Raw genomic sequence first — 13,316 nt, 5'->3', positions numbered from 1 at the left:
CAAGCCAAATATTTATGAATAATAATGCAAAATGATTAATTTCGACAGGGATTTTCCTGCTAAATTAGGAAAAAAGTCCCTGTTGTTACAAATCGTGACAGGGACTTTTTCTATGAAATATTGCTTTCTATGGACGGCCGTGGAAGACGAACCTCTCGAGGCTTGCTTCCCTCATAAGGACCGACTACACCTTGAGCTTCCATCATATCAATCAATCGTGCCGCTCGCGTATAACCGACACGGAGACGACGCTGCAACAAGGATGCCGATGCCGTTTGGGCTTCTGAAACGATTTGGACGGCTTGATCGTACAGCTCATCATCCACGACTGGCTGCTGTTCCTCCTGCACGTCACCCGGGATCATTTCTTCATTGTAGCGAACCTCTTGCTGTTCTTTTACAAAACGAACGACCTCTTCTACTTCCTTGTCAGATACAAAGGCACCTTGGACACGGGTCGGCTTGGATGCCCCCATCGGCAGCGAAAGCATATCTCCTCTACCGAGAAGCTTTTCTGCTCCTCCCATGTCGAGAATCGTTCTAGAGTCAGCCATCGAAGACACGCCAAAGGCAATGCGGGATGGGATATTTGCCTTGATCACACCCGTAATGACATCTACGGAAGGACGTTGCGTCGCGATGATCAGATGAATCCCCGAAGCACGAGCCATTTGCGCGAGTCGACAAATCGCATCCTCCACTTCTCCCGGAGCTACCATCATCAAGTCCGCAAGCTCATCGACGATGACGACAATATAGGGAAGCGGCGTGCCTTCCACTTGTGCATTGTACATTTCAATATTGCGGCTCCCTGTTTTGGCAAACAAATTATAACGTCGCTCCATCTCGGCCACGACTTTTTTCAATGCAACAGAAGCCCTTCTCGGGTCAGTAACAACTGGAGCCAACAAATGCGGAATTCCGTTGTACACATTCAGTTCCACCATTTTCGGGTCAACCATCATCAGCTTAACTTCTTCTGGTTTGGCCTTGAACAAAATACTCATGATCAATCCATTAATGCATACTGATTTACCGCTTCCCGTCGCACCCGCTACGAGCAAATGGGGCATCTTGGTCAAATCTGCTACGATCGGCTCTCCGGAAATATCTCGGCCAAGAGCGACGGTAAGCTTCCCTGGTGCATCTTGATACTCGGGTGCTTCCAACACTTCTCGTAGTGATACGACCGCTACCTCCGAGTTCGGAACCTCGATACCGATGGCTGATTTTCCTGGGATCGGTGCCTCAATGCGGATATCTTTTGCTGCCAAGGCCAGCGCAAGGTCATCCGTCAAGCTGACAATCCTGCTTACTTTTACCCCTGTAGCAGGCTGAACTTCGTACCGTGTAACAGCCGGTCCTCGATGTACTTCGGAAACAGTTGCATTGACGCCAAAGCTCTTTAGTGTCTGCACTAATTTTGCCGCATTTGAAGTATGATCGACGTCTTTACCTGTTGAACTCGCTTTGGGCCTTGCAAGCATTTGCAAATTCGGCAGCTCATACGGTATGGTGTTCTGTTCTTCTCCGGTATCGATTGTACCGAAGATTTCTCCTTCTCCTTCGAGCGCAAACGTAATTTCCTGATTCGTTTTCGGTTGTGCAGCTCTCGCTTGATGACCAGGACCAATCGGTTCCTCATCTTCTTCCAATGCAATGCGATCCGTAAAATCACGAATTAACGGGGCGTTCAGTTGCTGGGCTTCCTCCTCTTGACGAGCAGGCTGTGGATGAGATTTTTGCTCTTTCAACGCCGTAACAGCAATCGCCTCGTTCTCTGCCTCCGATTGCTTTGGCTTACGAGCCTCTTCGGCTTCCTTTGCTTCTTTCTTTCGCTTCTCGCTCTCTTCCTGCAAAAGCTGTACAGAGTCCTTCACTGTATTCTTCGCCTTTCCGTAAAACAAAGCGAGCTTGTCCTTGGCAAACATCAGAATGTTTACATAGGAAAGATTGAACAGAAACATCAGTCCCACGAGGAAAAGGAAAACAATCACGAGTCCGGTACCAATGGTTCCAACAAGACCATTTGTCACCGCAAAAAACAGGGCACCAATCATTCCCCCGCCTACCCCAGTGGTGGACACTTTCTGACCATGATCGAGCCAAATTCTGTCCCATGTAACCTTAATAATGCTTTGCTCTGCAAATTTTCCATCTGCGGTAATTTGTTTGTACAAAATCATGTGATCCCAGGTCAAAATCGCCACACCAATAAGCGCTATCCCTAAGACGCGGTAAGAAAGCTTCGGTGATTTTCTTGTAAACATCATATGTATGGCCATACCGATTAGCAGAACAGGAATGATGAAATCCCATGAGCCCGCAATAAACCGAAATAGAAATGCCAATACATTTTTGCCCAGCCATCCACTCTCCAATAGCCCGATCAAGGACAGCACGATGATGAGAAGTCCCAGCAGTTCTATTTTGACAACTGAGGCCAATGCCGCTTGTGAACGCTCTTTTTTTCTCCTACTCAATGGCACGCCTCCTCCTCGTCATTATACTCGTTATGTACCGAACGTAGAGCGACCGCATTTTGGCGGAAAGTTTCCATGCGCTCCGGAATTTATTTTATAAATTCCTATTCGTTAAAAAAGGCAGCCGTCGCGTGTTCGGCTGCTGTTCGTACATCACTAGTATAACACAGGAAATTCATAGAAATACAGGACTTCTTAGGCGAGCCATTCAGGTTGAAACTGAATTTTTTGTCCGGGCGCGTACTGCTCCTTCAGGTAATCTTGTGGATCTGGACTAATCAGCCTAACGATTTTTCCTTCAAACGGTCCGGTTTGCTCAATGAGCATCGTGGCATGACCCACCGCTATCTCTTTCAGCTCTTGTTTCTCGACTTGCTCCATGTTCTCAAAAACCGTTTCCATCGGAATGATGGAGTATAAGATCATTGGAGTACACTCTCCTCGCCTTTTTGCGCTTTGATCAGTTCGTTCAGTTTTTTCAGCGCGCTACCAAGACCACCGACTTCATCAATTAATCCATATTTCACCGCATCCACGCCAATCACATTGGTTCCTATGTCTCGTGTCAATTCACCAGTTCGGGTCATAAGCTCACGGAACTTTTCTTCTGAAACTTTGGAGTGACGGGAAATAAAGCTAACTACCCGATCCTGCATTTTGTCCAAGTACTCAAACGTTTGGGGCACACCAATCACAAGACCCGTCAAACGGATCGGGTGAATCGTCATCGTGGCTGTTTCTGCAATAAACGAGTACGAACCGGCTACAGCAATTGGCACACCGATACTATGACCACCGCCGAGTACGAGTGTGACTACCGGTTTGGACAAGGATGAAACCATTTCCGCAATTGCCAAGCCCGCTTCCACGTCCCCACCAACCGTATTCAAAATAACGAGTACGCCCTCTATTTTACTGTTTTGTTCTGCTGCAACCAATTGAGGGATGAGGTGCTCGTATTTCGTCGTCTTATTTTGTGGGGGCAACTGAATATGCCCTTCTACTTGTCCGATGATGGTCATACAATAAATATTGCTTTCGAGCTGTGGGACGTTTGTCTGGCCCAGTTGCGTAATGGAATCCAGCAGTTTTTTCTTCGGATCTTCCTGTGCAGGTGCTTCCGATGGCTGCTCCTGATCATCAGTTGGTGATTGTGGCTGGGATTCCTTACTAGTTACCGCTGTGTTCCCAAACGGCGGCCTATTTAAAAAATCGCTAAATTGTTGATTCGACATGGATGATCCTCCCTCACTTTCCTCTGTAGTATGGATAAGCGGAAGAAAAATCATGCGCCCCCAAAGGCAAAAAGAGCCAGAAACCCTTTTCCCAAAGGATTTCCAGCTCTTTATCGTGATCCTACACTTCCATGATAATCGGCAAGATCATCGGACGTCTGCGCGTTTGCTCGTACAGATAACGACCTAATGAATCTTTTACGTTATTTTTCAGTGAAGACCATTCATTCACATTTTCTTCCATGCATTTGACAAGTGTTTGGGTCACTATGCGATTTGCCTCATCCAGCAGCTCTTCGGATTCACGCACGTATACGAAACCGCGAGAAATGATGTCTGGACCTGACAAAATCGTGCCATTTTGTTTGCTGAGTGTAACGACAACTACCAGTATGCCATCTTGTGACAGTAATTTGCGATCTCTAAGTACGATGTTTCCAACATCACCAACACCCAAGCCGTCAATCAAAACGTTGCCAGCATGGACTTTTCCACCGTAACGGGCCTTGCCCCCTAAGAATTCAACTGTATCGCCGTTATCCAGCAAGAACGTGTTTTCTTCAGGAATGCCAACCTGTTCAGCGAGTAAGGCATGTGTTTTCAGCATGCGATATTCACCGTGAACGGGAATAAAGTACTTAGGCTTCATTAAGTTAAGCATCAGGCGCAATTCCTCTTGGCTACCATGACCGGAGACGTGGACGGTTCCGTTTGGTCCATGGCCACCATAAATGACATCTGCACCAATGCGCGATAACTGATCGATCGTGCGCGCCACATATTTTTCATTCCCTGGAATGGGAGTGGCTGCAATAATTACGGTATCCCCTGGAAGGATGTCAATTTTCCGATGGGCGGATCGGGCCATCCGAGTGAGCGCGGACATAGGCTCTCCTTGGCTTCCAGTTGATAAAATAACGACTTGTTCAGCATTCAGCTTGTTGATTTCATCGATCTCAACAATCAAGCCTTCAGGAACTAGTAAATATCCCAGGTCTCTGCTGATATTAATAACATTTTGCATGCTCCGGCCAACAACCGTCAATTTACGGTTGAACTGTGCTGCAGCGTCCACCACTTGTTGAATGCGGTGAACATTTGATGCAAACGTAGAAACAACAATACGTCCAGATGCTTTGCTGAACACATCCATGAGTGCTTTGCCTACAGAGCGTTCTGATCCGGTAAATCCAGGCCGTTCTGAATTCGTACTGTCAGAGAGCAAGCACAAAACGCCTCTGTCACCGATCATCGCCATTTTTGCCAGATCAGCTACCTGATTGTTAACAGGTGTTTGATCGAACTTGAAGTCTCCTGTATGAACGATGTAACCTTCTGGCGTATCCAGGCATACCCCTACACAATCCGGGATGCTGTGGTTTACGCGGAAAAAGGTCGCCTTCATCTTTCCGAGAACGACTTCCGAGTCGCTGTTGATCAATACGCGTTTTGTTTCGTTTAGGATGCCCGCTTCTTTTAACTTTGCATCAATTAAACCAAGGGTAAGTTTTGTCGCATAAACCGGGACTTTCAAATGCTTCAGCACGTAGCTGAGGCCGCCGATGTGGTCTTCGTGTCCATGCGTAATAATAATACCCCGAACCTTGTCGCGATGTTCCTCCAAGTAGGTGATATCCGGAATAACCATATCAATCCCCAGCATTTCCTCTTCTGGGAATTTCAATCCGGCATCAATCACTACGATGTCGTCACCGCTTTGTACCACGTACATATTCTTCCCAATTTCGCCGACTCCGCCCAGGGCGAAAACGAGAACAGAGTGATTCGACTTTGCCAAAACGTGTAACCTCCTATATTTAGTTGTCATGTCCACTCAAAAAAACCGCCCCAAATCACTTGTTCTTATTATACCCGAAGTGAAATCATGAACACAAGGAAAAAGAGCCATCCCCGGCTGGAATGGCTCTTGATCTTCTATGGAGTTACACAAGCAGAGAATGCACAAATGCTTTTTCTTGTTCGTTCAACTCGACTAAAGGCAGTCGAACGCCCCCTACTTGAACGCCGAGCTTTTCTAAAGCGACCTTGGTCGGACCAGGGCTCGGGTAGGCAAAGAGACCTTCAAAAATCGGCAATAGCTTTCGATGGAGTCTTGCTGCCTCGGCGTAATTACCTGCAAAATAAGCGTCCATCATGTCCGTCATAGGGCGGCCAACCACGTGACTCGCCACACTGACAATGCCCACTCCCCCGATAGACAGGATCGGCAAGGTTAAGCCATCATCACCACTGTACAACTCAAAGCCTTCCGGAGCATGTTCAATAATTTGCGCCATTTGCGACAAGTTGCCGGAGGCTTCCTTCACGCAAACGACATTTGGCAATTGAGCCAAACGCAGAGTTGTTTCCGCTGTCATATTGACAACAGTTCGTCCTGGCACATTGTACAGCATGATTGGTAGCTCGGTAGCATCAGCCAATGCCTTAAAGTGTGCGTAAAGCCCTTCTTGAGATGGCTTGCTGTAATAGGGTGCAACAAGCATTACAGCGTCTACGCCAATGGATTGTACTGCTTGAGTGAACTCTATACTAGAAGCTGTATCATTACTACCTGTTCCAGCAATGATGTGGGCTCTTCCTTTTGCGTAGGAAACCACATGACGGAACAGATCAAGCTTTTCGGTACGAGACAAAGTCGGAGATTCGCCAGTCGTTCCACTGACGACAATCCCCGTCGTACCATTTGCGATCAAATGATCAATCAAACGTTCTGTTTTATCGTAATCGATTTGAAGTTGATCATTAAAAGGCGTTACCATTGCGGTAAGCAGTCTACCAAAACGTGCCACTACCTTTCCAACTCCTCTTATCGTGATCAGTAGGTATTTAAGTCAGGATATACTCTTACTTATGTTGAACATGCAGGTTGAACTGCTGATGAAGTGCGCGAACCGCCTTCACCATATCCGTCTCATGCACGAGTACCCAAATGGTTGTATGAGAGTCTGCCGATTGAAGAATTTGAATGTCTTCTTGTGTAAGTGCCTCCACGATCCTCGCCATAACGCCGGGCACGCCCGTCATCCCTGCCCCAATCACGGACACTTTTGCGCAATGCGGCAAAAGCTGCGGCTCGTATCCCATTTCCGTTAACAGACGAGCAGCTTTTTCTCCCATTTCATCATGGACCGTGTAGGCAACACCCATTGGATTCACATTGATGAAATCTACACTGATGTTATAGGTTGCCATCGTTTTGAAGACTTGCAGCTGTGTATCGTAAGACCCTTCTTTGTTCGCGACCTTGATTTGAGTTATGTTCGGTACATGAGCAATTCCCATGACGACTCTGTCGTTTACAGTGTAGCCCATTTTCCCGATCTCCAGCATAGTCGTAACAAGTGTACCGGGGTCGTCCGAAAACGTAGAGCGAACACGAATCGGCACGTTTGCGTGCATCGCGATCTCCACCGCTCTAGGATGAATAACTTTTGCACCCAGATGAGCCATGTTGCAAATTTCCGTGTAAGTCACCATCCCGAGCCGCTGCGCTTCTTCAACGATACGTGGGTCCGCCGTCATGATGCCTTCCACGTCGGTGAAAATATCCACCGTTTCAGCCTTCAAGGCGACACCGAGAGCGGTTGCAGTCGTATCGCTTCCGCCCCGTCCCAGTGTCGTAATTTCCCACTCGGCTGTACGTCCCTGAAAACCTGGAACGATCACAACTTGACCTTCCTGCAAGTCCTGCAAAATGCGACCTGGATCGATCGACATGATTTGCGCATTCATAAAGTCGTCGCTCGTCACTATATTTGCCTGACCGCCTGTCAAAATCGTTGCTTTAATTCCCCGTGCATTCAGCATGCTGCACATGATTGTAGCAGAGATGATTTCTCCGGTATGCATCAGCATATCCATTTCTCTACTCGGCAATTGGTTCCCATTCGCACGAACCAACTGCAAAAGTGTATCGGTCGCATATGGATCACCCTTGCGCCCCATCGCCGATACGACAACGACGAGGGCATAGCCCTCATCAATTGCTTTTTCCATATGGTAGATTGCCCGCATCCGGCAATCCTCCGTCGTCAAGGAAGAACCACCGAACTTCTGGACGAGAATCTTCACTAACCTCTCCCCTATACTCTTGCTTTTATGATTTCTTCAGCGATTTGTACTGTATTCCATGCTGCACCCTTGAGAAGATTGTCAGAAACGATCCACATATGCAGTCCACGAGGATGATGGAGATCACAACGCACCCGGCCCACGAATACTTCCAGTTTGCCTGTTGCATCAGTAGCGAGTGGATACTGCTGTTCCTCCGGTGCATCTACTAACACGATTCCCGGAGCGTTTTTCAGCAGAGCCTTTACTTCTGCCAGATCGAAATCCTGTTTCAGCTCTACATATACCGACTCGCTATGACCGTAGACCACTGGAATACGTACGCAAGTAGCTGAAACAAGTACAGTGTCATCACCGAAGATTTTTTTGGTCTCATTAACCATTTTCATTTCTTCATAAGTAAAACCATTGTCCGTGAACACATCAATCTGCGGAATCGCGTTGTACGCAATCTGATGATGAACAGGCAATTTGCCTACGGGAAGTACGTTACACTGCGGATCTTTCCCATCCAAAATGTCTCGACTCTGGTCAAGCAATTCATCGATCGCAGATTGACCTGCACCAGATACTGCCTGGTAAGTAGAAACGATAATTCTGTCTATACCAAAACGATCATACAAGGGTTTTAGAGCGGCAACCATCTGAATCGTAGAGCAATTCGGATTCGCAATGATTCCATTATGAGCGAGCGCAGCATCCATGTTTACTTCTGGCACAACGAGAGGAACATCTGGGTCCATCCGGAATGCACTGGTATTGTCAATGACAACTGCACCATGACGCACTGCGTGATGAGCCAGTTCCTTACTGACCGATCCACCAGCACTAAACAGGGCAAAATCAACCCCTGCAAAACTGTCTGGAGTCGCCTCTTCCAGTACAATTTCTTGCCCCTTGAAGGTGACTGTTTTTCCTGCAGAACGTCCAGAAGCAAGCAGCTTAAGCTGTTTGATTGGGAAGTTGCGCTTTTCTAATAGTTGAATCATCTGCTGTCCGACTGCACCAGTCGCACCGACTACAGCAACATTGAAAGTCAGTTGGTTTGCCATCTCTTACTCTCCTCCTAATCGCGAAAAAGCAGGTTTATTGTTTTTTCTGTAGTCTTATTAGTAGTTAAATCTCTCGATGAGCAAGGGTTGCAATTGTCGACCTTCCAAAGCTGCTTCGCATGTTTCCAATAGGAGATCCATACGAGCTACAAGCGAATTCGGTTTTTTATCCGGGGCATCCTGCCCGAACGGCACGAAATACATATTTTTCGCAGCCAACAGCTTGGCAATATTGGCTGCATTTAATCCCAGACCATCATTGGTGGATATGGCAATCACAATAGGTCGCAAATTACGCATGGTCGCTTTAGCTGCCATCAGTACGGCACTATCCGTAATGGCGTTCGCCAGTCGACTCGTCGTACTGCCCGTGCAGGGCGCAATCAGCATGACATCCAACAACTTGGAAGGTCCCAACGGCTCAGCCTGAGGAATCGTCGAAATAAGTTCCTCGCCTGTTAGTTCCTTGATTTGTTGCTGCCAGCTTTGCGAAGTACCGAAGCGTGTATCCGTGGTCATAATCGTATTCGATACGATCGGAACCACCCGTGCTCCAGCATCCACAAATCGCTTAATTTGCGGCATGGTTTCCTCAAAGGTGCAATGCGATCCAGACAAACCAAATCCAATGGTCTTTCCCTGAAGCTTACTCATGTTGCATCCCCTCCTGGCGCTTTCCTTTGATCCGCAATCAGACGAGACAATGTTTGGGCCAAAATTTGTCCAGCGGTTTTAGGTGCAACGATTCCAGGCAATCCGGGAGCAAGAAGAGCTTTGATACCTCGTCTTTCAGCGTAACGAAAATCTGTTCCTCCTGGCTTGGAGGCAAGATCAAGAATAAACGCCGATTGAGGCATTTGAGCAATCACTTCTGCCGTGAGTAATAATTGCGGGATGGTATTAAAAATGAAATCTGCATTCGTAACCTGTTGCCTTACTTCGCTTATATGGAAGGGAGTCAATCCCATCTCATAAATGCGTGCCAAGTGTTCTTGACGTCTGGCCCCAACTCTTACGCGGGCCCCCAACGCATGCAATGCTCGAGCCATGGACAAACCTGTTCGGCCCAATCCCAAAACAATTGACTGTGATCCATGAATCGTAATATCCGTATGTTGAATCGCCATCATTAACGCTCCCTCTACAGTAGGGATAGAGTTATAGATAGCTACGTCATCACGATCCAAAAGCTCTACGAGAGGAAGCTGGGTGGAAGCCAACAGCTTTTTCAGATAAGGCTTTGCCATTCCCGTGTAAACCACGCAATGACTCGGCAGACTCGCCACATGTTCGTCTAGCAACTGCAGTTGTTTAGAGCAGAAAATACTTTCCACGTATCCTTGGTCATCGGTCCCTACGATGGGTAAGATGAGGGCGTCCACGTCTTTCAACACATCGCATGTTAATGGTTTCTTCGTTGCCCCTGTAAAATTACTTTCCAGGTTGTCGAAGCCAACTAACGTGACGCTAGCATCCAGTTGTATGCATCGCTTAATGACTTCCAACTGGCGAGCGTCTCCGCCGATGAAGGCAACATGTATGCCCGTTAGCATGCTGCGTTCCCCTTTCCACACATTTTACTGCATTAAATGATCGGAACGCAAAGGTTTTCCTTTTGGAAAAGTTGACGGAAATCCATGCGGTCTACCCCCATCCTATTCCGCTCCTGTTACTTCGGTGACAGTAGCGCCTACTTTTGAGAAGCTTGTGCCTCAGGCGCATTAAGCTGGATGATGACCATATCTGGCCCAATTTTTACGATGGAACTCCATGGGATGACGAGGTCCTCTCGCTTCTTGCCGAACCCAAAGAAACTACCTCCTGGCAGGATGATGGATTGAATCGCACCATTTTCGGGATGAATGACTAAATCGGAATCACTGATAACTCCCATTTTCTCGCCGTTGTCCAGTCCGATAATCTCCTTCCCACCCAACTCGCTTAAACGCATGGAGAAGCCCCCTTTGTCCTTTCATTTACTGTTGATATACGCAAAAAAATCCGGGCTATGCCGGATTTTTGTTTACAACAAAATATCGTTTTTCACGTTTTCAGGGAAGCCATCGAGAGGACTCACCATCGCCATAGACATCTTGGAACGGAACAGCTGCTGCGCCACAGCCAAAACAGATTCATGGGAAACACGGTCAATTTTGGCGATGATCTCATCTAGACTAAGGTGTCGGCCCAGCAAGAGTTCATTTTTGCCAAGTCGACTCATACGGCTATTCGTGCTTTCCAAACTGAGCATCAGGCTGCCTTTCAGTTGCTCTTTTCCCTTGTTTAGCTCTTTGTCCGTAATTCCATGATCAGCGACATCGCGCAGGACGCGCGAGACGATGTCAAATACCTGTCCTACTTGCTCGGGTGCCGTTCCTGTATACACGTGGAACGTACCCGCTTCTTTATAAGACGAATGATAGGAATAAACAGAGTATGCCAAGCCGCGTTCTTCTCGAATTTCTTGGAATAGACGCGAGCTCATGCTTCCACCCAGCACGTTGTTCAGCAAGATCAATGAGTATACTTCGGAATGTCCTACTTTAAACCCAGGTAAAGACAGGCACAAATGCGCTTGCTCTGTTGCCTTATTATGTGCGATCACATTTCCAGCAAAATCAGGAGTTGACAAGGTCGGTATACTGCCTGGACGTGAGAAAGTCTGAAAGCGCTTTTGAATATCTTCAATCAAACTGTCTTCAAAATTACCCGCGACCGTAATCACCGTATTCGTAGGCAGGTAATGCTGGTCAATATAACTAAGCAAATCGTCACGCTTCAAGCTGCGTAGGACATCTTCCGTACCCAAAATTGAATAGCCTAGCGGGTGTGTGCTGTACGAAGCGCGTGCAATCAAATCATGTACCAAATCATCTGGTGTGTCTTCATACATGCTAATCTCTTCAATGACGACGTTCTTTTCCTTTTCGAGCTCATCTGCATCAAATACCGAGTTGAAATACATATCGGAAAGAACATCGAGAGCGATTGGAGCATGTTGGTCGAGTACCCTTGCGTAATAGCAGGTATATTCCTTCGAAGTAAAGGCGTTCACGTTCCCGCCAATCTCATCAAAGGTTTCCGCAATTTCCTTAGCAGAACGAGTTTTCGTGCCTTTGAAAAACATATGTTCGAGAAAATGGGAAATCCCGTTGTTTTTCTCGTTTTCATATTTCGAACCAGTCCCTACCCAGATGCCTAAGGCAACGGAGCGAACGGACGGAATCCGTTCCGTCACGATTCGAAGACCGTTATCACACGTATGACGTTGTATCACGTAAATCCTCCTCGGTTGTTCATCTGTCTCTACCCGAAACCTCGGGGAATTTCTTGTAAACACGTCTAACTATAGCAAACTTCCTTTGTCTCCACAATAAATGAACATGTATTTACGGTGGCGGGAGTCTACGACTCGAGATAACCTCCGAGACAGTCGACGGCTGGAGCCCCTTCTTTTTGGCGATTGTCAGAAGTTGATCTAAACTGGCCTCGGAGGTAGAAGTAGGGTGCATGAGTACAAGGACTCCATTCTCCATTTTCCGGCTTATTTTATTGATCACATAAGCAGGGGAAGGTTTCTGCCAGTCTATCGTATCTGCCGTCCAGAGAATCGTCTTCATTTGATAAGAAGAATGCGCGATTTCTACAACACGTTGGTCAAAAGCACCAGATGGAGGTGCAAACAGGGAAGGCTTCACTTCCAGCGTTTTAAAAATAACATCTTGCGTACGACTTATCTCTTGATGAATCCGTTGAGTCCCTAGTGTGTTCATATCGGGATGAGAATACGCATGATTACCAATCTCATGACCACGTGCCATGATTTTTTTTGCTTCTTCTGGATAACGTTTTACCCATGATCCATCCAAAAAGAAGGTTGTTTTTACGTTGTGTTTATCGAGTGTATTGAGTATCGAATCGAGATACTCATTTCCCCAAGCCACGTTGATCATGAAAGAAATCGCTGGTTTGTTCGGATTTCCTCGATAGATAGGTTGTGCTCCCAATTGCTCAAGCGAAACCGCTGGAGGTACTTCCTTGTATACCAACAAATCTGGGCTGGACACTCCCGCAGCTAGCATTTTATTGAGCGATTCCTCTACATCGACTACGCGGCCATTATAGCCGGGAATCGCCTTCCACGTCTGATCGACGACGGCATCTATCGGCTGTTCCTCTCTGCCCTCTTTCCACTTTTCAATCTGCGCCCGTAAACGTGCTTTTTCATTTTCGTTTCGATCCCCATTCACTACTTGGACATTTTTGATCGTGCTAATATATTGATGAATAGGCTGAAAATTCAAGAGAACAATCAGCGCAGCTCCATATATAACGATGAACAAAAGTTTCCTGGTCCTATTCGTCATCAGGGCGTCGCCCTCCTCTATCGATCGTACGAGTCTCTCTTGTCCAATGTATGAGAGGAAGGAACGACTTAGACATACGAAACGAGA

General features: G+C 47.0%; 12 protein-coding genes. All 12 read right to left on the bottom strand.

What is annotated here, in order from left to right:
• Positions 1-110: 110 nt before the first annotated feature.
• On the bottom strand, positions 111-2,489 hold the full coding sequence (locus E8L90_RS05925) for an FtsK/SpoIIIE family DNA translocase (RefSeq protein WP_137028406.1): 2,379 nt from the start codon (positions 2,487-2,489) through the stop codon (positions 111-113).
• Between the two features lie 189 nt (positions 2,490-2,678).
• Positions 2,679-2,909, bottom strand: coding sequence for a YlzJ-like family protein (locus E8L90_RS05920; protein ID WP_047067802.1), 231 nt, complete (start codon positions 2,907-2,909; stop codon positions 2,679-2,681).
• Complete coding sequence (locus E8L90_RS05915; RefSeq protein WP_137028405.1) at positions 2,906-3,718, bottom strand: ClpP family protease; 813 nt, start codon at positions 3,716-3,718, stop codon at positions 2,906-2,908. The genes E8L90_RS05920 and E8L90_RS05915 overlap by 4 nt, the downstream gene beginning before the upstream one ends.
• A 121-nt stretch (positions 3,719-3,839) precedes the next feature.
• Positions 3,840-5,546, bottom strand: coding sequence for a ribonuclease J (locus tag E8L90_RS05910; protein WP_208759458.1), 1,707 nt, complete (start codon positions 5,544-5,546; stop codon positions 3,840-3,842).
• Between the two features lie 115 nt (positions 5,547-5,661).
• The gene (gene dapA, locus E8L90_RS05905; protein WP_137028403.1) at positions 5,662-6,528 is read right to left on the bottom strand and encodes a 4-hydroxy-tetrahydrodipicolinate synthase; all 867 of its coding nucleotides are present in this window, start codon (positions 6,526-6,528) and stop codon (positions 5,662-5,664) included.
• Positions 6,529-6,583: 55 nt separating this feature from the next.
• Entirely contained in the window at positions 6,584-7,810 is a 1,227-nt protein-coding gene (dapG, locus tag E8L90_RS05900; RefSeq protein ID WP_137028402.1) for an aspartate kinase, read from the bottom strand.
• 11 nt (positions 7,811-7,821) lie between these two features.
• On the bottom strand, positions 7,822-8,862 hold the full coding sequence (locus E8L90_RS05895) for an aspartate-semialdehyde dehydrogenase (RefSeq protein ID WP_137028401.1): 1,041 nt from the start codon (positions 8,860-8,862) through the stop codon (positions 7,822-7,824).
• Between the two features lie 57 nt (positions 8,863-8,919).
• Complete coding sequence (locus tag E8L90_RS05890) at positions 8,920-9,516, bottom strand: dipicolinate synthase subunit B (RefSeq protein WP_007719213.1); 597 nt, start codon at positions 9,514-9,516, stop codon at positions 8,920-8,922.
• On the bottom strand, positions 9,513-10,415 hold the full coding sequence (gene dpsA, locus E8L90_RS05885) for a dipicolinate synthase subunit DpsA (RefSeq protein ID WP_016743359.1): 903 nt from the start codon (positions 10,413-10,415) through the stop codon (positions 9,513-9,515). The genes E8L90_RS05890 and dpsA overlap by 4 nt, the downstream gene beginning before the upstream one ends.
• 137 nt (positions 10,416-10,552) lie before the next feature.
• Positions 10,553-10,813 (bottom strand): YlmC/YmxH family sporulation protein, encoded by a 261-nt coding sequence (locus E8L90_RS05880; RefSeq protein WP_137028400.1) that lies wholly within the window; start codon positions 10,811-10,813, stop codon positions 10,553-10,555.
• 72 nt (positions 10,814-10,885) lie between these two features.
• On the bottom strand, positions 10,886-12,139 hold the full coding sequence (locus tag E8L90_RS05875; protein ID WP_137028399.1) for a M16 family metallopeptidase: 1,254 nt from the start codon (positions 12,137-12,139) through the stop codon (positions 10,886-10,888).
• Positions 12,140-12,251: 112 nt separating this feature from the next.
• Complete coding sequence (locus tag E8L90_RS05870) at positions 12,252-13,229, bottom strand: polysaccharide deacetylase family protein (RefSeq protein ID WP_137028398.1); 978 nt, start codon at positions 13,227-13,229, stop codon at positions 12,252-12,254.
• Between the last annotated feature and the right edge of the window lie 87 nt (positions 13,230-13,316).

It is taken from the genome of Brevibacillus antibioticus (assembly GCF_005217615.1).
In the GTDB taxonomy this organism is placed as follows: Bacteria; Bacillota; Bacilli; order Brevibacillales; family Brevibacillaceae; genus Brevibacillus; species Brevibacillus antibioticus.
Note: the sequence above shows the minus strand (reverse complement) of the source record. Positions and strands in the feature narration are given on the sequence as shown.